The 21,986-nt window shown below is 45.4% G+C and carries 21 protein-coding genes; 20 read left to right on the top strand and 1 reads right to left on the bottom strand.

Translation table 11 applies throughout. The annotated features are described in order from the left end of the window. Positions 1-99 precede the first annotated feature (99 nt). The 12 genes from M3M35_RS02975 to M3M35_RS02920 all read left to right on the top strand — a co-directional run bounded on the left by M3M35_RS02975 (position 100) and on the right by M3M35_RS02920 (position 11,050). Positions 100-924, top strand: coding sequence for an energy-coupling factor transporter ATPase (locus tag M3M35_RS02975; RefSeq protein ID WP_252750514.1), 825 nt, complete (start codon positions 100-102; stop codon positions 922-924). Continuing rightward, the gene (locus M3M35_RS02970; protein ID WP_252750513.1) at positions 903-1,763 is read left to right on the top strand and encodes an energy-coupling factor transporter ATPase; all 861 of its coding nucleotides are present in this window, start codon (positions 903-905) and stop codon (positions 1,761-1,763) included. Before M3M35_RS02975 ends, M3M35_RS02970 begins: the two co-directional genes overlap by 22 nt. Then, the gene (locus tag M3M35_RS02965) at positions 1,760-2,557 is read left to right on the top strand and encodes an energy-coupling factor transporter transmembrane component T family protein (RefSeq protein ID WP_252750512.1); all 798 of its coding nucleotides are present in this window, start codon (positions 1,760-1,762) and stop codon (positions 2,555-2,557) included. Before M3M35_RS02970 ends, M3M35_RS02965 begins: the two co-directional genes overlap by 4 nt. Next, positions 2,558-3,358: a tRNA pseudouridine(38-40) synthase TruA gene (gene truA, locus M3M35_RS02960; RefSeq protein WP_252750511.1), complete on the top strand. Its 801-nt coding sequence runs from the start codon at positions 2,558-2,560 to the stop codon at positions 3,356-3,358. Between the two features lie 124 nt (positions 3,359-3,482). After that, a complete protein-coding gene (gene rplM / locus M3M35_RS02955) occupies positions 3,483-3,926 on the top strand; it encodes a 50S ribosomal protein L13 (protein WP_338030051.1) in 444 nt (147 codons plus the stop codon). A 13-nt stretch (positions 3,927-3,939) separates the two neighbouring features. After that, entirely contained in the window at positions 3,940-4,332 is a 393-nt protein-coding gene (gene rpsI / locus M3M35_RS02950; RefSeq protein WP_252750509.1) for a 30S ribosomal protein S9, read from the top strand. A gap of 137 nt (positions 4,333-4,469) precedes the next feature. After that, positions 4,470-5,471, top strand: coding sequence for a hypothetical protein (locus M3M35_RS02945; RefSeq protein ID WP_252750508.1), 1,002 nt, complete (start codon positions 4,470-4,472; stop codon positions 5,469-5,471). 966 nt (positions 5,472-6,437) lie between these two features. Next, complete coding sequence (locus M3M35_RS02940) at positions 6,438-6,917, top strand: HamA C-terminal domain-containing protein (RefSeq protein WP_252750507.1); 480 nt, start codon at positions 6,438-6,440, stop codon at positions 6,915-6,917. After that, the gene (locus M3M35_RS02935; protein ID WP_252750506.1) at positions 6,890-7,339 is read left to right on the top strand and encodes a Hachiman antiphage defense system protein HamA; all 450 of its coding nucleotides are present in this window, start codon (positions 6,890-6,892) and stop codon (positions 7,337-7,339) included. Before M3M35_RS02940 ends, M3M35_RS02935 begins: the two co-directional genes overlap by 28 nt. After that, a complete protein-coding gene (locus tag M3M35_RS02930; protein ID WP_252750505.1) occupies positions 7,336-9,864 on the top strand; it encodes a DEAD/DEAH box helicase in 2,529 nt (842 codons plus the stop codon). Before M3M35_RS02935 ends, M3M35_RS02930 begins: the two co-directional genes overlap by 4 nt. Before the next feature lie 9 nt (positions 9,865-9,873). Beyond that, on the top strand, positions 9,874-10,218 hold the full coding sequence (locus M3M35_RS02925; protein WP_252750504.1) for a hypothetical protein: 345 nt from the start codon (positions 9,874-9,876) through the stop codon (positions 10,216-10,218). Continuing rightward, positions 10,205-11,050: an SPFH domain-containing protein gene (locus tag M3M35_RS02920; protein WP_252750503.1), complete on the top strand. Its 846-nt coding sequence runs from the start codon at positions 10,205-10,207 to the stop codon at positions 11,048-11,050. The genes M3M35_RS02925 and M3M35_RS02920 overlap by 14 nt, the downstream gene beginning before the upstream one ends. A 46-nt stretch (positions 11,051-11,096) precedes the next feature. Here M3M35_RS02920 and M3M35_RS02915 read toward each other — a convergent pair whose 3' ends face one another. Further along, positions 11,097-11,366 carry a DM13 domain-containing protein gene (locus M3M35_RS02915; protein WP_252750502.1) on the bottom strand — a complete coding sequence of 90 codons (270 nt, stop codon included), beginning with the start codon at positions 11,364-11,366 and terminating at the stop codon, positions 11,097-11,099. A gap of 119 nt (positions 11,367-11,485) precedes the next feature. On the opposite strand from M3M35_RS02915, the gene M3M35_RS02910 reads away from it, so the two are divergent. From M3M35_RS02910 to gatB, 8 genes are all read left to right on the top strand, one after another. Beyond that, a complete protein-coding gene (locus M3M35_RS02910) occupies positions 11,486-12,142 on the top strand; it encodes a glycoside hydrolase family 73 protein (protein ID WP_338030047.1) in 657 nt (218 codons plus the stop codon). Further along, positions 12,139-13,242 (top strand): ATP-grasp domain-containing protein, encoded by a 1,104-nt coding sequence (locus tag M3M35_RS02905; protein ID WP_252750501.1) that lies wholly within the window; start codon positions 12,139-12,141, stop codon positions 13,240-13,242. Before M3M35_RS02910 ends, M3M35_RS02905 begins: the two co-directional genes overlap by 4 nt. Positions 13,243-13,322: 80 nt before the next feature. Beyond that, positions 13,323-15,584 (top strand): DNA helicase PcrA, encoded by a 2,262-nt coding sequence (gene pcrA, locus M3M35_RS02900; protein ID WP_252750500.1) that lies wholly within the window; start codon positions 13,323-13,325, stop codon positions 15,582-15,584. Positions 15,585-15,599: 15 nt separating this feature from the next. Continuing rightward, on the top strand, positions 15,600-17,627 hold the full coding sequence (ligA, locus tag M3M35_RS02895) for an NAD-dependent DNA ligase LigA (protein WP_252750499.1): 2,028 nt from the start codon (positions 15,600-15,602) through the stop codon (positions 17,625-17,627). A 46-nt stretch (positions 17,628-17,673) separates the two neighbouring features. After that, positions 17,674-18,765, top strand: coding sequence for a CamS family sex pheromone protein (locus M3M35_RS02890; RefSeq protein WP_252750680.1), 1,092 nt, complete (start codon positions 17,674-17,676; stop codon positions 18,763-18,765). 23 nt (positions 18,766-18,788) lie between these two features. Continuing rightward, entirely contained in the window at positions 18,789-19,097 is a 309-nt protein-coding gene (gatC, locus tag M3M35_RS02885; RefSeq protein ID WP_252750498.1) for an Asp-tRNA(Asn)/Glu-tRNA(Gln) amidotransferase subunit GatC, read from the top strand. After that, complete coding sequence (gatA, locus tag M3M35_RS02880) at positions 19,097-20,554, top strand: Asp-tRNA(Asn)/Glu-tRNA(Gln) amidotransferase subunit GatA (RefSeq protein WP_252750497.1); 1,458 nt, start codon at positions 19,097-19,099, stop codon at positions 20,552-20,554. Before gatC ends, gatA begins: the two co-directional genes overlap by 1 nt. A 2-nt stretch (positions 20,555-20,556) precedes the next feature. Next, positions 20,557-21,981, top strand: a complete 1,425-nt coding sequence (gene gatB, locus M3M35_RS02875; protein ID WP_252750496.1) for an Asp-tRNA(Asn)/Glu-tRNA(Gln) amidotransferase subunit GatB — start codon at positions 20,557-20,559, stop codon at positions 21,979-21,981. Positions 21,982-21,986 lie beyond the last annotated feature (5 nt).

Raw genomic sequence — 21,986 nt, 5'->3', positions numbered from 1 at the left:
GTCCAAGTCTAGCTTGAATGTGGTCTGACCATGCGCCTCAATCTTTTAGTGATTTTTTTATACATAAAATTAAATTCCAATCCCAAGGAGGTGGTGATTGTGACCGCGACAATTGAATTTCAGGGTGTTGACTTTGCGTACCAACCAGAAACGCCGGTGCTCCAGCAGGTTTCCTTCCAAATTCCGGCCGGGCAAACGGTTGCCCTCGTCGGGGCGAATGGAAGTGGGAAGAGTACGATTGCCAAGCTGATGACCGGCTTGTTGACTGCCGATCAGGGGCACATTTTCCTTGATCAGGAGGAGGTCACAGCCACCACCAGTAGCAAGCTCCGGCAGCGCATTGGGCTCGTCTTTCAAAATCCCGATGATCAAATTGTCGGCGCCACGGTCGCCGAAAACACCGCCTTTGGGTTGGAAAATCGGAACGTACCCCGGTCCGTGATGCAGCAACGTGTCCGCACGGCCTTAGATCAAGTGGGAATGTGGGAGTACCGGGATCGCGAACCCGGCTTGCTCTCAGGTGGGCAAAAGCAACGGGTCGCTCTCGCAAGTGCGTTAGCAGTGACGCCCGAAGTTTTAATCCTCGACGAAGCGACGAGCATGCTGGATCCCCAGGCCAAGTCCGAACTTAACCAGATTGTGAAACGCCTGCAACAACAAACCGGACTAACGATTGTGCTCATCACCCATGACTTAGAAATGTTAGGGATCGCCGAGCAGGTGGTGGCGTTAGACAACCACCAGGTGGCTTTTACGGGTACCCCAGCGGTGTTATTTCAACAGGACCAGCTCCTGACGCAACTACAGCTGGAACTGCCGTTTAGCTTACAGGTTCAACGCGATTTTGCGGCGGCTGGCGTTCCCGTCCCAGACCACGATTTAAACGAAAAGGAATTGATTCAATGGCTCACCAAGTTACTTTAAACCACGTTCACTATACCTATGGGGTTAACACGCCGGTGGCGCACACTGCACTGCATGACGTGAGTTTAAGCGTGGCTGCAGGTGAGTTTGTGACGATCGTCGGGACGACCGGGAGTGGGAAATCAACGTTGGTGAAGCTCCTGAATGGACTCCAGTTCGCTCAGACGGGAACGGTCGAGGTTTTAGGCGCTTCGCTCCAGCCCCGGCTTAAGGCCAGTCAGTTGCAACAGCTTCGTTCCCAGGTGGGAATGGTCTTTCAATCCCCCGAACAGCAGTTGTTTGCAGAAACCGTGCTGCAGGACGTCGCCTTTGGACCGCGGAACTTTGGGGCGACCGCAGAGGTGGCCGAACGGCAAGCCCGGACGAGTTTAGCGCAGGTGGGAATTGCTCCGGAATTACTGACCCGCTCCCCGTTTGAACTATCCGGGGGCCAGATGCGGCGGGTGGCCATTGCCGGCGTGCTGGCGAGCCAACCGAAGCTCCTGATCCTTGATGAACCGACGGTCGGTCTCGATGGCCACGGCCGACGGGCGATTTTGGAATTACTCCAAAGCCTAAATCGGGAGCAGCACGTTACCATCATCATGATTACCCACGAAATGGACATCGTGGCCCGGTACGCGCAGCGGGTGGTAGTGATGCAACACGGCCGCATTACCCAGGACACGACGCCCCGGGCCTTCTTTCAAACCACGCAGAACCAGTTCGTACTGCCCGGAGCGGTGCGGGTGGGGCGCGCGCTCCAAGCCCAGGGGATCTCATTCGACCAGCTCCCTCTGACCCGCCGGGAACTGGTAGCCCAGGTTCTCGCGCACCTGCGAAAGGAGGGGGCTAAATGAATCAACTGGTCTTTGGAAACTACCTGCCGGGCCACTCGATTCTGCATCGGCTTCATCCAACTGGGAAGATTGTCGGTCTGATTCTGTTAATTACCTGGATTTTACTGGCGAACAACTGGCTGAACTACGCCTGGTTGACCGCCGTCATCCTGATGCTGGTCCGCCTAGCCCAGGTGCCGTTACACATGCTGGTGACCTCGTTACGGCCGTTTGTGTGGTTAATCGCGTTTACGGTCGTGATTCAGCTGGCCTTTGGGCACGGCGGGACGACCTACTGGCACTGGGGACCAATCAACGTCACCAGTGTTGGGGTGACGACGGCTGGCTTAATCTTTGTCCGGTTCTTACTGATCATCATCGTTGCGATGCTTTTGACGGTGACCACGTCTCCAAACTCGATTGCGAAAGGGGTGGAGACGTTGCTGACACCCTTGAAACGAATCGGGGTACCGGTCGCCATGATTGGGATCATGATCTCAATTGCGCTCCGGTTTATTCCGACCCTGTTGAACGAGATGCAGACGATTATGAACGCTCAGCGGTCCCGTGGCGTGGTCTTTAACAGCGGAAAGCTCTGGCACCGGGTCAAGAACTTCCTGGCGTTGATCATCCCCTTACTAGTCTCGGCCTTTAGGCACGCGGATAACCTGGCGGATGCCCTAGGTGCGAGCGGGTATGATGCGAGTCAGCCCCGCAGTAGTTACTACCAGTATCACTGGCACCGCTTAGACACCGCGGCCCTAGGGCTGATCCTGCTCGTGGGCCTGATTGTAATTGGATTGCGAGGGGTGTAAATGACACAACGCTATAAAATCACGTTTGCCTATGACGGAACTCAGTTTGCAGGCTTTCAACGCCAACCCCACCAGCGAACGGTGGAAGGGGTGCTTACCAAGATTGTGAATCGGATGGCGAAGCAACCGGACGGCACCTTCGGGGTGTACGGGTCGGGTCGAACCGATGCGGGCGTCCATGCCCTCGCGCAGGTTGCTCACTTCGACTTTCCGTTTCCGATTCCGGCGGACAAAATGCTAAAGGGACTCAACAGTATGTGTCCCTTAGACATCCAGATTAAGGACGTCGAGATTGTGCCGGACACATTTCACGCGCGGTACGACGTGACGGGGAAAAAGTATCTGTACCGGTTATCACTCGGACCGTTTACCGATCCGTTTAAGCGGTTTTATACGGCGCACTGGCGCTTTCCGCTCGATTTTAACCGGATGGAAACGGCGATTCAGGACCTGGTGGGAACGCACAACTTTGCCTCATTTGTGGCATCGGGGGCTAAACCGGGAAGTCGGATTCGCACCATCTTTAGCACCCAGGCCACTTATGATGAAGCGGTGCAGGAAATTCAGTTGGAATTTTATGGGGACGGCTTTATGTACAATCAGGTCCGAATCATGACCGCGGTTCTGGTTGAAATCGGGATGAAAAAACGGCCGGTCGATGACATTCAGCGCCTGTTAGCGGTACAAGATCGCCAGCAGGCCCGGCTCACGATGCCCGCGCATGGGCTCTTTTTAAAACGGGTTTATTACCCGGGAGACGACCCCGAACACAGTGAAAAAAAGCGTCACGACCGCGATTAATTCCGCGAAGTGATTGACATTCTAGGGGATTCTTTGTATTATGGTAGTTGGTATTGTTTGCCCCACATAAGCCCCGGAAACTTATAAGGTGTCGAACAAACACAGAAACATGGAGGAAGAAAAAGTGCGTACAACATACATGGCTAAGCCCGGTGAAATTGAACACAAATGGTACATCATTGACGCAGCAGGCGTTCCTTTAGGTCGTCTTGCCAGCGTTACTGCTTCAGTTTTACGCGGTAAAAACAAACCCACATACACACCACACGTTGACTCTGGTGATCACGTCATTATTATCAACGCTGCTAAAGTGGCTTTAACTGGTCACAAGGCAAAGGATAAGATGCACTACCACCACACTCAATACATTGGTGGGATTAAGCAAGAATCATTTGGCATGTTACGCGAAAAGAAGCCAGCTAAGTTAATTGAGCAATCCGTAAAAGGAATGCTTCCTCATGGTACATTAGGACGTAAGATTGCTAAGAAACTTCACGTTTATGCAGGTGAAGAACACAAAAATGATGCGCAAAAACCAGAAGTTTTAGATATTAACAACCTAATTTAAGGAGGAAACACAATTGGCTAAAGTACAATATACTGGCACAGGTCGCCGTAAAGATTCAGTTGCTCGTGTACGCTTAGTACCTGGTACTGGGAAAGTGATTGTCAACAAACGCGATGTTGAAGATTACATCCCATTCCCAAACTTGCGGGAAGTTATCTTACAACCATACAACGTTACGGAAACGCTCGGTAACTACGATACGTTAGTAAACGTAAATGGTGGTGGATTCTCAGGTCAAGCTGGAGCAATCCGGCTTGGAATTGCCCGGGCATTGCTCGAAGTTGATCCGGACTTCCGGGAAGCTTTGAAGACTGCTGGTCTGTTAACTCGGGACCCACGGATGAAAGAACGGAAGAAGCCAGGGCTTAAGAAAGCTCGTAAGGCTGGTCAATTCTCAAAACGTTAAGATTTATACGAATCTTATTTTGGCACTCACACTTCGGTGTGGGTGTTTTTTTTATTGTTTTACATATGATAAAATGATATAAATTAAACAAAACGCACATAATTAAATTATGATATTTTATATATGAGGATTATTCAATGCCAACTAATTTTATGGTAAGAAATTTAACTTTAGATGGAACATTAAGACAAATAGAAGAATTAAGTACTATAAAAGATAAAATAATAAATTTAGATTTTTCAAAAATGACTAAAGTTAGATCAATTGGTATGATTTTATTTACCACATATATTGAATATTCAGTAAATAAAAATCATAAAATATATTATTATTCTGGTAGCACAAAAGTAAATGATAGGGGATATAGTTATGCTGACCATGCATGCTTTTTTAACACACTTAAAGTTAAAAATCTACCGTCAAATATAACTAAGAATAGTGTACCAACAGATAATTTCTATCCATTAGAGAAGATTGATGTTAAGGAACTATATGATTTATCTACAAGTGGAACAGATTGGAAAAAGGGTTTAATAATTAAATCAAAAAAATTAGCAAAAATTATTTCGAATGGTAATAATGTATTAGAAACAAATATTGCATATGCATTGAGAGAGATATTCAGAAATACTTTTGAACATACTACTTCAAATCACTTATTTATTTCAGCTCAAAGACATCCATCTGAAGGAACAATTGAAATAGCTATTTCTGATAGTGGCGAAGGAATATTAAATGTGTTATCTGTAAATAAAAATTTAAATATATATGATGGTGAAGATGCTTTAAAATGGTGTATAAAACCTGGTATTTCAGGTAATGCAGGCAGAGTTTCCAATAGAATTGGTAATGAATGGAAAAATAGTGGATATGGATTATACGTTGTTTCAGAAATGATTAGTAAAATTGGGATTTTTAACATAATTAGTAGTAATGCAAAATTAGAAAAGGAAAATGATAATTTAAGTACATCAAAAAATATAAGCTTTGGAACTACACTATTATTAAAAGTTAACATAGATGATACTTACAAATTAAGTAGTAAGACAATAGATAACATTGTTTCAAAAGGTCAGATTGAATCTAAAAATAATAGATATGCTATTAGAACTGCTTCTACTATGTCAAAAATTTATTAATGATAAAATAAATATGTAAAAACCAAAAAACGTCTCTAAAAGTCGTGTTCTCAATCCTATGACCACTGTTGGCTAATCGCATCCAGCAGCAATTTTTCTGTCTGTTCCACTTGCTGAATAAATTTATAAATATCTAACACAGAAATTTGATTTACAATCCAATAATTGTGCTCTTCATTATTTACTTTATAATCGGGTAGGAGGTTCGCAACTTCCTGTTTGCTCCTAATTATGTAATCAAGTAATTGGAGTTATTTTCCAATTCTAATGCTTGCCGAAAATCACGATTTAGGTGCTCCATGTGCAGTGGGAAGTTCACCTACCCCTTGACCGTTGGAACTAAGTTTGCAGTCGCAGTTCCCCGCAAGTCCACGTAGTTATAATTCTTGTGCACACCATCTTCAATTTCATCGGGAGTGTACAGTGTCGAATCAATTACAAAATTGTAGCTATTGTCACTGCGAAAATTGTGGAAAATTATTTTCACGACCCATTGATTAAAAAACAGCTCACGTCTGTTGCAGTGATATTCCGAATTTTGATTTTTAGTAAGTTATCTTCTGGTTTAATTTATGTGTCATACGAAATTAAATCACTAATGCATATTTTTTCTCGGTGCCATCGCCATTGAGATTATTACTTATATTAGACTAAGAACAATTGCTTCGTTGGTCTTCATCTAGCAATACTTCTAATGTAGCATCATTGTCTATCATTTCATCCATGATGAAGTTACTGGTTGATAATACTCATCTACTCAATCTGAATTCAAAGTAGAATTTTGCATGATTTTTACCGTTGTAGTAGAGCATGGTGTAGTTCAATTAGAATTTAGATAAACAAAAATCTTGTTTCATATTATATGAGACAAGATTTTTTAGATATTTTTAAATTGTTGTTATATAATTTATTAATAAAAATAAAATTTCCATAAATTAATTTAAATGAATTAAACTAGAGGTTTTTATGTGTAGAAAAACAATAAATTTAATTAATAGTTTTAAATATGTTGGAAGTCTTTATGTTTTTAAAGATGAACCAATTGAGACGGAGATAAAAATATATTCTCCATCAATTTTAAATAAGCGTTTTGATTATGAATATTTAATTAATCAATTAGTTAATATTAATATTTATTATTCATTAACTTATGACGAAGTGAAAAGGCTAAAAGAAAATGATGACTTTGGAAGTCTTTCAAAATTAGCCCGTTCAAAATTTAGAGATTCATCAGAAAATGATGGTGAAGGTGGCGAGATATTATTATATAGTTTTTTGGAAGGGGATCTAAAAGCCCCTAAAATCCTTTCTAAAATGCCTTTAAAAACCAATTCAAACCATTATGTTTTTGGAGCTGATGGAGTACATTTTTTGAAGATGAAAACAAAAAGTACCATATTATTTATGGAGAGGCGAAAATGTATAAAGATATCTCCCAAGGTTTAACGAATGCATTCAAATCAATTGGAAGGTTTAATGGTATTTATGGTAACGAAGAAAAGACAACAGAAGACTCTTTGATTAGAGAAAATATTGATAAAGAGAAAATAAATGATGAACAAAAACAAAAGATAATACAGATAATTTATCCAGCATCTCAGAAAAAAGGTATTGATTACTCTAATGATTTCGGTATTTTTATTGGATATGAAATAACAATTGAAAATAATTGGAAACATAAATCTGATAGTGAATTTGAATCTTCAGTATTACAAGAAGCAAAAAATAAGGTTGAGAAACAATTAAGTCATATTAAAAAGCTTATAGAGGATAATGAATTGTATGGTAACGGTTTTTATTTTTATATGATGCCATTTACAGAAATTGACAAAACAAGGAAGATGATTATAGAGGGTATTACTAAATGAGTGACGATATAATTTCACAATTAATTAGAAAAGCTGAGAATGACGATTATTTGGATTATCTTTTAAAAAAAGCTGAAAATGTTCAAGCTTATTATACTTTTTCTGATTTAAAATTAATTGAAAGTAGTTGTCATAGATTAAGTAAAAAAGAAGTTAATGATATATTAAGGTTTGCAGATATATTATCTATGTCCGAAAAGCCTTTAAACAAAAATAAAGCTTTAAAAATAGTATCATTAATGTATGATAAAAATAAAAATAAAAATGAAAATATGTATAAATTAGTTTCTAAAGGGGTTTTATCAAAATATGGTAATTTTCCTTCGATAAAATTTTTGAAATCTAAATTCAATGAAAATGATGTTAGTTGTGATGAGATTGAAAGAAAACTTTTAATAAAAACAGTTACAAATGAATCTCCAGATAAAAAAGTTAAATTCACAGATGAGCAAATCGAAATTTTTAATGAGCTAATAGAAAAAAACAATTTTAGTTTTTCTGCAAGTACATCATTCGGCAAATCATTTTTACTTTTCAATTATATAAAATATATGATCGAAAAACATAATGGCATTAATATATGTTTTTTGGTTCCAACTAGGTCTTTAATAAATCAAACTGTGGAATCATTAAGAAAATTAATAAATAAAAGTAGTTATACTATTTTAGTTAATCCTGATGTGCCAAAAATTTTTTCAAAAAAGAATTATATATTTGTATTTACTCCTGAAAGGTTAATAACATCTTTTAGTTTTAAAAATAAAATTGATATTCTAATTGTTGATGAAGCACAAAATATTGTTTCGGAAGACGAACGTTCACCACTTTTCTATCATGCAGTTCAAGAAGCAAAAAATAGAAAAATAAAAATTTATTTTTCTTCTCCATGGATAAACAATCCAGATATATTTTTTGATATTTTTAATTACGAACTTAAAGATTATAAAAAAACAGAAATTTTAAACGTTTATCAAAATAAATATTTTGTTGATCTTGAAAATAAAAAAATTAATATTTATGAGGATTCATTAAATAAAAATGAAAAATCTAATCACTATATTGACTTAAAAGAATCGGTTGAAACATGTGACTTTATAAAAAGAATAACCAAAGATGATCAGTCTATAATATATTGTAACTCTAGTTCTAAGACCATAAATTTTGCGAAAAATATGGAATCTTATCTTGATTCATCTAAAAATACTGATCTTGAACTACTTTCCCAAAAAATAAAATCAGAAATTCATAAAAAATATTTTTTGAGTAATCTTGTGAAAAAAGGTATAGCATATCATTTTGGTGCATTACCTCCGGCAATAAGAAAAGAAATCGAATATCAATTTAAAAAAGGCAATATAAAATATTTATTCACAACATCTACTCTGCTTCAAGGTGTAAATTTACCTGCTAAAAATTTATTTATTTTAGACGATAAAATTGGTATGAGTAAAATCAAGCCATTACAATTTAATAACTTGATTGGAAGAGCTGGAAGACTTTCTAAAGATTTATATGGAAATGTGTTCGTAGTAAAAACAACTGATAATAAAATCGATGAAAAAATATTTGATGATTTTAAAATTGATGAAATGAATATAAATACTGAAATTTTAACAGGGAAAAATAAATTTTATGATAAAATTTCAAAAATAATTCTTAAGGAAAAATTACCAAAGAGTTTAACTAAAACAAAAAAAAGACAATTAATAGAATATTCTTCAATTGTTACTTATCATGAGAAAAATAAAATTAAATCTAGTTTAGATTTGAAATTTAAGAGAGATTCTCAGTATAGAGAAGCCAAAGATGTCATAAATAATATAGATGTTCCAGATGATATTATTTTTCAATTTTCTCCAATAGATGTTAGACAACAACAAAATATAAAAAATAAGTCAAAAGAAGAACAAGTAGATCTGAATGAACTTTTGAAAGAAAACGAAATTGAAGATGTTTTAAATGAATTATTTAAGCAATATGATTGGGAAAATAATGAAATTCACCTTGATATTGGATCTGAAAGAAGATTAAAATATTATGCATTCTTGCTAAGAAATTGGATTAAATCAACACCACTTAATTTAATTATAAAAAGTGTAATTAGTTATCAATCTAAGAACGAAGGATTAATTTTTATAAATAATAAACCAGAAAAATTTGATGAAACTAATTCGATTCATATTAATAAAACAATTAATGATCTAATGAAAGATGTTGAAAATGTAATAAGATATAAAATAAAAAATTATATTACAAACTATTTGAGCTTGACAAATAGTGGTGAAGATAGTAATTGGAAAGACTATTTAAATTATGGAACATTAGATGATGTCATTATTGAGCTTCAAAAAATAGGATTTGACAGGGCTTCGTCTATTGATATTAATAAAAATGCTAAAGATTGCCTATCTTTTAATGAAAATAAAGAAATAGTTAAAATTGATATAAAAGATATTAAAAATAGAAACTTAAAAAAAGATACGTTAATGCAAATAAACGATATTTTTGATGTTAATGAAAGTTAGAAAATTAATATGAATCATGAAAAAAATAGCTTAAACATCCACCTCAACAACTACCTCCTCCACACTATCACCATGCTGGCCAGCGCCAAGGGCATCAGTGTTTCTGAAGAAATTGAAGCCATCCTCACGCAGCACTTTGCGAAGCCCGAACTGGTTGGGATGACCGACCTCGTCGGCACGGAGATTCCGGACCGCCAGTTACAGGACGACGGGTTGGTCAAACTGCACGGTGTGTTATACTTTTACCAACTCGTGGACACGAACCGTCACGCGCATGAAACGTACGTGGTGGCGGAGGTGTCCGAACAGAAAGTCTATTTAGTCGCTAAAGGAGAATATTATGCTGGGAATTAAAATCGTACAACAGAATAACGTTGGCTTAGTAACGTTCTTAGGGAAGTACTCCCGCCAGTTCGAAAGTGGGTTGCACTTTTACATCCCGTTTTTTGAACGGGTTAAGACCGTTAGTTTACAATCCCAACCCTTAGCGCTCCCAGTCCAAACCGGGATCACTCGTGATAACGCCAGCATCAGCATTCAGGTAACCTTGAACTACCGGATTACCAATGCCGAACGCTACACCTTTGGTAACAGCAACTCGATTCAATCGATGGCATACCAGGTAAGTGGGACATTGCGGGACATCATCGGTAGCATGGATCTGGATGAAGTTTTGAATTCGACCGATAAGATTAACACTAAATTAATGCAAAACATTGGAGACCTCACCAATACCTATGGGGTTATGATTGAACGGGTTCAAATTGGTGACCTGACGCCTTCCAAAGGGGTTAGCGAAGCAATGGAGAACCAGATCACGGCTTCGAAGAACAAGCAGGCCACAATTTCGGAAGCCCAGGGGAATGCGGAACAAATTCGCTTGAACACCGAAGCCCAGAATGCTGCTAAGATTGCGACCGCTAAAGCCGACAAGCAACAAACGGAGATTCATGCGGATGCCGCTGCTTACGCAACCAAGGTGCAGGCGGAAGCTGACCAGTACCGGATTGAACAGTTGCAAGCAGCCTTGGCCCACGTTGACCAGCAGTATTTGAACGCGCAATCGATTGATGCGCTTAAGGCTGCTGGCGAACAGGGGAATTTGATCGTGGTTCCAAACGATAGCAACGCTGATTACGGCCAGTTAGCCAGTTTCAGCAAGATGTTGCATAAACAAGACCAATAAAAAAGAACCACCAATTTAGTTTGGTGGTTCTTTTTTTTACGTAACTTTATTTGTCGTCTTCTGCAGGCGCTTCTGTTTTTTTCGTGCGGGGTGCTTGCTTGACCATCTTTAGGTTTTGCCAGTTAATCACCGTTTTGTTGTGGTAGGTATCAATGATGTCTGGATCACTGCTTTCGAACCCAACTAAGAAAGCGTTCTTGTAGGCTTTTTCGATGGTTCCCGTAAAGTCTTGTTTTTTAATTTGAAAGGATACTTCGTCACCAATTTCAAAGGGTGACTTTTCGGTTGCAGTTTGTTCATCGTTCTTCTTTGGCACAGTCATCGCCTCCCTCAAGTATAGCTAACCTATGAAATATAAACGATTCCGCCACTTTTGTCAATTCTTAACTATTTTGTAGTACAATTTAACCATCTTGAACAACGCAGGTGGTAAACGTGACCAAAAAGCAGCAACGACCGCATCGCAAACTCCGTAAGCGGCCGCGAAAACGGAAACAAACAACGGGATTAGGCGGTTTCAGTCTAATCATTTTAATCGTGGTCTTACTAGGGGGCGCCCTGTGGGGAATTAACTACGTTACGAGTCCCCGTTACACACAAACGAACGTGAGTCAGCAACACCAAGCCTTCATTAACCAAATCCTGCCCGGAGCCTTAAAAGCGCAGAAGGAATATAAAATCCTGCCGAGCATTACGCTGGGACAGGCGATTTTGGAATCCAACTGGGGTCAAAGTCAGTTAGCCGCTCAGTACCATAATTTATTTGGGGTGAAAGCGGGCCCGAACCAACGCGGGGTAGAACTGAAAACGACCGAGTTTACGGATGGTAAAGCCAGCACGGTGACCGGTCGCTTCCGCGTTTACGATAATTTTGATGAATCAATCGAAGACCACGCCAAGCTCTTGGCAAACGGAACGGACTGGAACAACCTTCAGTACCGGGATGTGGTCCAGGCCGATAACTACCGTGACTCAGCCAATGCGTTGAGCAGCGAGGGCTATGCGACCGATCCGGGTTACGCCCAAAAGGTGATTGAGATTATCGAGAAGTACCACTTGAATCAATACGATCGGCAGGTGGGACAACGATGATGCCGACCTTACAACCCGGCCAGCGCCTTGGGATCATGGGAACGGGGGCCCCAGCCCAGCAGTTAGCCACCGTTGCCCGGCAAGCGGGGCTGCAGGTGTTAAGTGCCCCGGCGACGCCAGCAGGCGCCTCCAATCCACTCGCCAATCCCAGCGTCAGTCGCGCCTTTGCTCAGCAGTGTGATTTAGTTACCAGCGTGACCCAACCGGTCGCTCCAGCTATTCTGAGCACCATTACTCAGTATACCAGGTTTCCGCAGGGGTCGGAACTAACCGAACTTAGCCGGGACCGAGCCTTAGAACAAGCTTTTTTCCAATCCTTGAATTTAAACACCCGTCCGGTGCAAACGGTGATTACAGCTGATGATGTCAACCACGCCATCGCCACGCTTGGGTTGCCGGCCCAGATTCTTCCGATTATTAAGGACAGTTCAAATCAGGATGGGATTAGCTTACAGACGCCGGCGGATGTTGCCCAATTTTCCCCGTTAGCCGGGCAGGGGAGTTATTTATACGTGCCAACGGTAGACGTCCAGCACCAATTCGTGGTGTTAGCCACCAAAGCTGAAACCGGCGAGCTGGAACTGTTTCCACCGGTGGCGGTAGCTGCCAATGGGCGGTTGTTAACAACCATGGCCACGGAAATGTTGGATTCAGACCTAGCGGCAGAACTCCAGCAGGCCACCAGCAAGGTCGGGCAAGCACTGACCACCGTTGGCAGTTTTGGGGTTGCATTTTTACTCACCACGACGGGTCTCTTATACGTTACTGGACTTCAGTTATCGTTACCCAGTCTGACGGTTAATCTCTCCCGGGGCTGTAATTTTACCCCGGCCGAGTTGCATGTGCGCGCCCTCAGTGGTTTGCCGTTGCCCACTGTTGAACAACTAATTCCCCAACAGTGGTGTGGCTTTGCAACCAACGCCGAACCAGCGGCGCTAGTCGCTCGCCGGCAACATCCGGATTGGGAATTTGACTTTAGCTATCGGTCGCCAACCGATGCAACGCTCACCGGGGGCGTCTGGGTATCAACTACGGATCCAGAACGGACCAAACGGCAGCTCCAGCAAAGCGGATTGCTGAATCTTCCCTCAGAAAAATGAAAATAAGCAGAGTCAGCCATCAGCTGGCTCTATTTTTGCTATAATTAAAGTACAATTGAGAATTTGAAAGGACGAATCGAATGGCGATTGCAGACTTGCTAACGAATATGAATGATAAACAGCGCGAGGCCGTGGAATTTGTGAACGGACCGTTGTTAATCATGGCCGGCGCCGGAAGTGGAAAGACGCGGGTTCTGACCCACCGCATTGCCTATCTGATCGAAGCCCAGCACGTGTTACCGTGGAATATCCTGGCCATTACCTTTACGAACAAGGCGGCCCGCGAAATGAAAGACCGGGTGAACCAACTCCTAGAAGTCGGCGGGGACGACGTGTGGGTTTCGACCTTCCACGCCCTCGGGGTGCGCATTTTGCGCCGTCACATTGAAAAGTTAGGGTATAACCAGGCCTTTTCGATTGCGGGAACCAGTGAACAAAAAACGCTCGTAAAACGAATTTTGTCCGATTTCGACTTGGATCCCAAGAAAAACGATCCGCGGGCGATTTTAGGGGCGATTTCAAACGCTAAAAATGACTTGGAAACCCCTGCCGATTACCGAAGTCGCCATGACGATGGCAATCCCTTTCATACGGTGGTGGCTAACGTGTACGAAGAGTACCAAAAACGGCTGCGGGCCAATGATTCAGTCGACTTTGACGATTTGATCATGTTAACCATCCAGCTCCTGGAACAATTTCCCGACGTGTTAGCCTACTACCAACAAAAGTTTCGCTACATTCACGTCGACGAATACCAGGATACGAACGAGGCCCAGTACAAGTTAGTCCAAATGCTGGCTGATAAGTACCACAACCTTTGTGTAGTGGGGGATGCCGACCAGAGTATCTACGGCTGGCGGGGAGCCAACATGAATAACATCTTGGACTTTGAGTCCGACTATCCGGACGCCCATGTGACCCTCTTGGAACAGAACTACCGCTCTACCAAAACGATTTTGCAGGCAGCCAACCAGGTAATTCAAAATAACGAGGAACGGAAGGATAAGAACCTCTGGACCGAAAATCAGCAGGGCGAGAAGATTACCTACTACCGGGCGCAGAGTGAACGCGATGAAACCCAGTACGTGGTGGCTAAGATTAAGGAAGAGATGCAAAAGCATCATTATAAGTACAACGATTTTGCCGTTTTGTATCGGACCAACGCCCAGTCCCGGGTAATTGAAGAAACCTTTTTGAAAGCCAACATTCCCTACACGATGGTCGGGGGGCACAAGTTCTACGAACGAAAAGAAATCATGGACATCTTGTCGTACCTGACGTTAGCCGCTAATCCCAATGATTCTTTGAGTTTTGAGCGGGTGATTAACGTCCCGAAACGAGGGATTGGGGCGACTAGCTTTACGAAACTCCGCAACTTTGCGAGTGCGAACGACTGGGGTTTATCAGAAGCCGCCCAGAACGTGGCCTTGGCCAATGACATCTCGTCGCGCGCCCGAAATGCGATTGCCGACTTTGGGCAGACGATGGCCCAGATTCACGCCGCCGTTTCGAACCAGACCGTGACGGAGATTACCGAAGCGATCCTCGAAAAAACCGGGTACGTTGCCAGTCTACGCCAGGAAAATAGCCTTGAATCCCAGGCCCGCTTAGAAAATATTGAAGAATTTCTGACCGTAACCCAGGACTTTGACGAGAAGTTTGATCCGGATCAGAGTGAAACCGGGAACCGGCTCGTGGACTTTTTGGCCGATTTGGCCCTTGTTTCCGCGCAGGATGACGTTGATGAGAGCGCACCGCAGGTGACCCTGATGACGCTTCACGCCGCCAAGGGGCTGGAGTTTCCGGTGGTCTTTATGATTGGAATGGAAGAAAACCTCTTCCCACTGGCTCGGGCCGCGGAAAATCCGGATGAACTAGAGGAAGAACGCCGGTTAGCGTACGTGGGGATTACTCGGGCGCAAAAGAAGCTCTATCTAACCAACGCTTACTCCCGAACGCTCTACGGTCGGCTCCAAAATAATCCGGCGTCGCGCTTTATGGATGAAATTAACGCTGATTTGTTAGAAAATGAGATGAGTCAACCTGCAGCCACAAACGGACCCCGGACGCCGTTTGACAACGACCGGTACCAGCGCCGGACCGCCGCAGCCACCAAGTCGACTTATCAGGCTCCCAAGGCCGTGCAGGCCGCCACGGGAACCGGAGCCGATCGTCAAAGTTGGCAGGTTGGGGACCAAGTGAGCCACAAAGCTTGGGGTCAGGGCACCGTGGTCAAAGTCAACGGGACCGGAGAAGACATGGAACTCGATATTGCATTTACGGACAAGGGCATCAAACGGCTGTTAGCCGCCTTTGCACCGATTCAAAAGGTCGAAAAGTAGAAGGGAGCACACGTCGTGCAGGAAGCGGATCTTCACAACTTAACCGTCCAGGAAGCGGCGGCAGAAGCGGACAAACTGCGCCCCCAACTAGTGCAGTGGGGGAAGGAATACTATGAAAACGACCAACCGACGGTCCCGGATGCGGAGTACGATCAGGTCTATAACCGCCTGGTCCAGTTAGAAACGGCCTTTCCGTCAATTGTGACTCCGGATTCACCCACCCAACGTGTCGGCGGTCAGGTCGACAGTGACTTTACGAAGGTGCCGCACCCGATTCCGATGCTCTCGCTGGGCGATGTTTTCTCAGCGGCCGAGTTGAACCAGTTTGTGGAACGCTTGCAACAGGATTATCCGGAAGTCCAGGAGTTTAATTGCGAACTCAAAATTGACGGATTATCAATTGCATTGCGTTACGAACAGGGACGCTTAGTGCAGGGGTCGACCCGGGGCAATGGAACGATTGGAGAAGACATCACGGCGAACGTGAAGACGATTGCGTCGGTTCCCCAAACCCTCAGTCGGCCGATTGACATTGAGGTCCGGGGCGAGTGCTACATGGGCAAAGAGGCCTTTCTCGCGTTAAACCAACGGCGGGAACTAGCGGGACAAGCAATCTTTGCTAACCCGCGGAATGCGGCCGCTGGGAGTCTGCGCCAGTTAGATCCGCAGGTAACGGCCGCGCGGCACCTCAGCACCTTTATGTACAACGTGGCGGACTATGCCGACTTAGAGGCGACCACGCAGAGTGGGATGCTGACCGAACTCCGGGAACTCGGGTTTAGCGTGGATCCTGATTATCAGGTTGCGCACAACCTGGACGAAATTAACGCCTACATTGAAAAGTACCAAGCGGCCCGGGATCAACTGAGTTATGGGATCGACGGAATCGTGATTAAGACGAACTCATTGGCCTTACAACAAACCATCGGGCACACGGTCAAGGTCCCGAAGTGGGCGATTGCCTATAAGTTTCCGCCAGAAGTAGCGCGGGTCCAGATCGAGGACATCGAATGGACGATTGGGCGGACCGGGGTAGTTACACCGACCGCGGTCTTTGCTCCCGTGAAACTGGCGGGAACCACGGTCGCCCGGGCGACGTTGCACAATCCGGATTACATTGAAAAAAAGGACATTCGGATTGGTGACACGGTCGAAGTTTATAAGGCCGGAGACATTATTCCGGAAGTAGATCACTACTTACCAGCCAAACGACCTGCGACGGCTACTCCGTACGTGATTCCCACGACTTGCCCGTCGTGTGGCGCGGAGCTAGTCCACCTAGACGATGAGGTGGCGCTGCGGTGCATTAACCCGCAGTGTCCGGCGCAGTTAGCCGAACAAGTGACCCACTTTGCCTCTCGGAACGCGATGGACATTGAGGGGTTGGGACCAAAGATTGTGAAGCAACTGTTTGACCGTAATTTGATCAAGGATGTTGCCAGTCTGTACCGGTTACGGTTTGATGATCTGATTAACTTGGATAAGTTTGGCGAGAAGTCGGCGCAGAATTTGTTACAAGCCATTGAGCAAAGCCGGCACAACTCTTTAGAACGATTACTGTTTGGCCTTGGAATTCGCCACGTCGGTGGCAAAGCGGCTCTGTTGCTCGCGCAACATTTTGGTTCGCTAGACCGGTTGCGGCAAGCGAGCGCGGCTGAGATTGAGGCGATCGACTCGATTGGGAGTACGATTGCCGATAGCTTAGTGACGTACTTCGGTGAACCGCACAGTCAAACGCTGCTCCAGGAACTCGCGGACGTCGGGGTTAACTTTGACTATCAGGGTCGTGGTCCGGTTACCAATCAGGATGATTTCTTCTACGGGAAGAAAGTCGTGCTAACCGGTAAGCTGGAGGCGATGACCCGGGGAGAAGCCCAGGACTACATTGAAGCCCACGGCGGCAGCGTGACCAGTAGTGTTTCCAAGAAGACCGATCTGGTGATTGCTGGGACCGATGCCGGGAGTAAACTAACTAAAGCGCAGGAATTAAATGTACCGGTGTGGGATGAACAACGCTTCCACACCGCGATGACGAACGAATAAGCAGGAAGAGGAAGGTGAAGTTGTGAAAAAGATTGGAATCGGGATTATGCTGGCGGCGAGTGCCATCGTGCTGGCAGCCTGTGGGAATCAGAATAAGATGAGCTCCAACAGTGGGTCGACCAAGACCGAGCTGACGGGGTCCAACTCGAACAATAACTACCAGAGTGTGATTCAAGACGGCCATTACCAAACCAGTAAGTCTGCCGGTGTGGACCAACAGCAAACCAGCAACCAGTTTAACCTGGAAGGGTTTCAACACGGGCTGTTAGACATTTCGAAAAAGGAATTTTCGCCTAACAAGTACGTGTTCCAAGAGGGCCAACAAATTTCGACCGAACAAACCTATAACTGGCTTGGTCGCAAAACCAAGAAGAACCCCGAGGGTCTGAATCCGGACCAACCGGACAAGAAAATCGTTCCGGAGTACCTACAACAGATTGACGAGCAGGATTTCTTGCAACAAAACGGTGGCAAGTTACAGCTCAAGGGAATGACGATTGGGCTCGGATTGAATTCCGTGTACTACTACACGAAGGAAAAGTACGGTGCCCAATACACCAAGAACCTATCGGATGATGAGATCGAGGCCAAGGGGAAGGAAATGGCCAACGAGGTCTTGAAGCGGATGCGCCAACGTTCAGAAACCAATGACATTCCGATCGTGATTGCCTTGTACAAGGCCGCTCCGGATGACAGTCTGGTCGGCGGGAACTTCTTTGCCTACTCCGTTAACCGCGGGGGCGCCACGAGTGTTTCTAGTTGGAACAAGGTAAACCAACGCAACTACGTCTTCCCAACGGCCGGGAACGAAAAGGTTCCCAATGCCAATGACGAAGCTGCCTTTGAGCAGTTCAAGAACAAGGCCCAGAGTTACTTCCCGAACCTGAGTGGAGTGACCGCCCAGGCCCAGTACACGGACGGCACCTTGACCGGGATGCACGTGAACATCGTGACCCAGTTCTACAGTTACACGGAAATTAACAGCTTCACCCAGTACCTGCAGACGGCCGCCCAGAAGTACTTGCCACACAACGTTCCAATCGAAATCACGGTTGGATCGACGAACGGAGTGCAGAGTTATCTGAACCGGGGCCAAGACGAGAAGAAGTTCACGGCCCACGTGTTTAACAATTATTAGGAACCACGTAAGGAGGAAGTTTGATGAGTGAAAAAGTAGATCAAGCCCGGACCCAACACATTGCGGGTCTAGCCAAGTTGAAGATTGCGGACCAGGAGCTCGCTCAGTTTACCGACCAACTCAACGAGATGTTGGCAATGCTCGACAAGTTGGAAGCCGTTGATACGGAAGGTGTAACGCCGACGTACTCCGTGACCGACCAACTCAACGTGCTGCGTCCCGACGTCGCCAACAACTGGGGCGAACGCGATGCGCTCTTACGGAACGCGCCGGAATCTGTAGACGGGTTGATTCGCGTCCCAACCATTATTGACGAAAGCGAGGACAAGTAATGAACTATTTTGATCGTGATTTAGAGTCCGTGCACCAGCAATTAGTGAACGGGGACGTAACGTCAGCTGAACTGACGAAGCAGACCCTCGCTAACATTGCAGCGCAGGAACCCGATTTACAAGCTTACTTAGCCATGAACGAAGCAGCAGTCGAACAGGCCGAAGCAGTGGATGCGGCCGGGATTGATCCCGATAACGTGTTATCCGGGATGCCCGTGGCCATCAAGGACAACCTGGTAACGACCAACATGCCGACGACGGCTGCGTCAAAGATGCTCGAAAACTTCCACTCCCTGTTTAACGCGACGGTCGTGGAAAAACTCCAGGCCGCTGGCGCAATCATCGTTGGAAAAACCAACCTGGATGAATTTGCGATGGGGAGTTCGACCGAAAAATCAGCTTACCAAACGACGAAGAACCCGTGGGATCTTACCACGGTACCTGGAGGATCCTCAGGTGGTTCGGCGGCAACGGTTTCCGCCGGTCAAGTGCTTGCTAGTCTCGGTTCTGATACCGGTGGTTCAATTCGCCAACCGGCGTCCTTTACCGGCGTGGTTGGCATGAAACCAACGTACGGCCGGGTTTCGCGGTGGGGTCTGATTGCCTTTGGTTCGAGTTTTGACCAAGTGGGGCCATTTACCCGAACCGTTAAGGATAACGCTTACCTGTTAAACGCCATTGCGGGTCATGATGACCACGATGCAACTTCTTCCGATCAGGAAGTTCCGGACTTTACGGCACACCTAAACGACGGGGTGCAGGGAATGCGGATTGCCTTACCCAAAGAATACCTTGGCGACGGAATTGCTCCGGCAGTGAAAGATGCCATTCGGGCCGCTGCTAAGCAGTACGAAGACCTCGGCGCTACGGTGGAAACGGTCTCCTTGCCCCACGCTAAGTACGGGGTAATGGCGTACTACGCCCTTGCTTCTTCAGAAGCCTCCTCAAACTTGGAACGGTTTGACGGCATTCGGTATGGCTACCGGTCTCCCGAGGCCAAGAACCTCGAGGACCTGTACGTGCAAACCCGGTCTACCGGCTTTGGCAACGAAGTAAAACGCCGGATCATGTTAGGAACCTTTGCCCTGTCGGCCGGTTCGTTTGATAAGTACTTTAAGAAGGCAGCGCAGATCCGGACGCTGATCATTGAAGACTTCCAAAAGGTCTTTCAGGATCATGATTTGATCATGGGTCCGACCGCCCCGACGAAGGCCTTTCAGATTGGGTCCGAAAGCACCGACCCGACCGAAATGTACGTGAATGATGTGATGACGATTCCCGTTAACCTAGCTGGGTTACCGGGGATGTCACTTCCAGCTGGGTTCAGTGATGGATTGCCGATTGGGATGCAACTGATTGGAAAACCGTTTGCCGAAAGCACCTTGTACCAAGCGGGACACGCTTTTGAACAAAACACTGATTTTCACCAGCACACCCCACAGTTGGGAGGTAAATAAGGATGAACTTTGAAACAACAATTGGACTCGAAGTCCACGTGGAATTAAAGACGAATTCGAAAATTTTCAGCCCGTCGCCCGTTAGTTATGGGGCCGACGCGAACGAAAACACCAACGTGATTGACTGGGGTTATCCGGGAACGTTGCCAACCATCAACAAGCAGGTGATTGCGAATGGGATCACGGCGGCTTTAGCTCTCCACGCTGACATTGAAAAACACCCCCACTTTGACCGGAAAAACTACTTCTATCCTGATAACCCCAAGGGTTACCAGGTGACCGAAAACGATACGCCGGCCGCTACTAACGGTTGGATTGAAGTGCAGACCGCTGACGGTGGCACCAAGAAAATCGGGATCGAAGAGATGCACGTCGAAGAAGATGCCGGAAAGAACACCCACGGTAACAAGTACTCCTACGTCGATTTGAACCGGCAGGGGACGCCGTTGATTGAAATTGTGTCGAAACCAGAAATGACAACGCCCCAAGAAGCCTACGATTACCTGGAAGGCCTACGGGAACGGATCCAGTTTACCGGGATTTCTGACGTGCGGATGGAAGAAGGATCGATGCGGGTTGACTGTAACATCTCGATTCGGCCCATCGGCAGTGACCAACTCGGCCAAAAGATCGAGTTGAAGAACCTGAACTCGTTTAACTACGTGCGTAAGGCGCTGGCCTACGAAGAACAACGCCAGGCTCAGGTGATCATGGCCGGAGGCACGATTGGTGCTGAAACCCGTCGGTTCGACGAACTAACCGGCAAGACCTACTTGATGCGGGTGAAGGAAGGCAAGGATGATTACCGTTACTTCCCTGAACCAGACCTGCCGAGTTTGGAAATTTCGGACGCTTGGATTGACGAGTTACGGACTGCCTTGCCAGAAATGCCCGCGAAGCGGCGGGAACGCTACGTGCACGAACTTGGCTTAACCGACTACGATGCCATGGTGTTAACCCAAACCAAGGAAATGTCTGATTTCTTTGACCGTTTGATTGAACTCGGCAGTGATCCGAAGATGGCTTCGAACTACCTCCAAGGGGACGTGAACGCCTACTTGAACGATCAACAGGTGAAGTTGGAAAACACCAAGATTACGCCGGAAGCTCTGGCCGCCATGATTAAGATGTTGATGGATGAAACGATCTCCACCAAGATGGCCAAGAAGGTCTTTAAGGCCATCACGCAGGGTGAAGATCCGAAAGTCTTTGTGAAGGAAAAGGGCTTGATCCAACTTTCTGATCCCGCCGAATTGAAACCAATCGTCGACGACGTGTTAGCGAATAACCAACAATCGATTGAAGACTTCCACAATGGGAAGGACCGGGCGGTTGGCTTCCTTGTGGGCCAAATCATGAAGCGGACGCAAGGGAAGGCCAACCCGAAAGTGGTAAACCAAATCCTGATGCAAGCATTAAATCAATAGAAGGC

Origin of the sequence: Fructilactobacillus myrtifloralis, from assembly GCF_024029335.1 — a bacterium.
GTDB lineage: Bacteria > Bacillota > Bacilli > Lactobacillales > Lactobacillaceae > Fructilactobacillus > Fructilactobacillus myrtifloralis.
Note: the sequence above shows the minus strand (reverse complement) of the source record. Positions and strands in the feature narration are given on the sequence as shown.